The organism is Nodosilinea sp. LEGE 07088 (assembly GCF_015207395.1).
Classification (GTDB): Bacteria; Cyanobacteriota; Cyanobacteriia; order Phormidesmidales; family Phormidesmidaceae; genus Nodosilinea.
Window position 1 is genome coordinate 1 of sequence record NZ_JADEWX010000384.1, and the last position, 1,249, is coordinate 1,249.

Consider the following 1,249-nt stretch of genomic DNA (forward strand, 5'->3'; position numbering starts at 1 on the left):
TCTGCTGATGCTACCCTCCCATTACTGGTTGAATATTCCGATGCGGACATCTGCCTGAACACTGGCAGGGAAGGACTTTCAGGAGTCCTTCCAACTCCCCCGAACGACTTCGAGTCGCGCAGCTAACGACCCGCTTCACCCGCCGCTAGTAACCTTTCGATCTCAACCAACCAACTCGATACGGTCGGTGTGCAAGCGGATTGTTAGGCGACGGCAAGAGAGAAGTTAACACCGTCAACTTTTCCAAGCAACATGGAAAGCAGAAAGGTTTAAGAGTTGAAGGCGACCTGCAAAGTTTTCATCTATTTTATGTTGCAATCCTTCAAACAAAGTATTCCTACTTTTTGCGTCTAGCTCCAAGTATTGTGAAAAGGTACTCAATAGTGTCAAATACTCATCCACGTTGTACGTGACTTCCCATTCGATTTGTTCAAACACTACATCTTTAAATTGACCTGAACTGATGACAATTTGTTCAAGCTCTCTCAATTCTTCTTCATGGGTTTCCTTCCCTTTATACTGAGACAAAGATGGAGCATGAACTTGATAAACCTCCTGCAATGCTTGATAGACTTCATATGAAGGTATGGCTGGCACATTTGCTAATAAGATGAGTGCGCCATCGTCCTGTAAAGCGTTGGCTACTTTTGGATACGCAACTTCTGGCGGTATCCAATGAATCGAAGTAGCTGCTAAAACAGCATTAAACCGCTTCGCCTCCAGATCCCACTCCTCCAACGAAGTGGTTTGGATCTCGACTTTTGGGAAGTTGGCACAATTTCTTCGAGCGATCGCGCAAAAGTCTGGGTTTGGCTCAAGGCAAAGCATTGAAAAACCTAGCTCGGCAAACGTAACTGTTGCAGTTCCAGGACCACAACCTATTTCAAGGATAGTCGCGTCGTTAGTAAGTTGAGTTAACTCGATCACTCGCTCGATCAACGCTTTTGGATAGTGAGGTCGTGCTTTGTTGTAAGCCTCTGCTGCGGGAGAATACCAAGTCTTTCTCTGCTCTAAGTCTTTGTTAGAGTACTGTTTGGTTGTTTGTTTGGCATCTTTCATCACTTAGCCTCGCAAGTGTATGCGACCTAACCTAACACTGCTTTCTAATCAAAAACCTTAGCCGTCGGGTAAAGGAGAGAGTTTTATTTATTGCTCCCTCCCTCCCCTCAGAACCGTACGTACAACTTTCACTGTATACGGCTCAAGCAATCTCAATTGCTTATCGATGGAGTTGAGAGTGGCAGACCAG

1 protein-coding gene is annotated in these 1,249 nt (G+C 45.4%); it reads right to left on the reverse strand.

What is annotated here, in order from left to right; all coding sequences use genetic code 11:
• Positions 1-234 precede the first annotated feature (234 nt).
• On the reverse strand, positions 235-1,059 hold the full coding sequence (locus IQ254_RS31165) for a bifunctional 2-polyprenyl-6-hydroxyphenol methylase/3-demethylubiquinol 3-O-methyltransferase UbiG (protein WP_193970006.1): 825 nt from the start codon (positions 1,057-1,059) through the stop codon (positions 235-237).
• Positions 1,060-1,249 lie beyond the last annotated feature (190 nt).

Excerpts from the sequence above, each read along its gene's own strand:
- IQ254_RS31165 (WP_193970006.1), bottom strand. The coding sequence starts at position 1,059 with ATGAAAGATGCCAAACAAACAACCAAACAGTACTCTAACAAAGACTTA.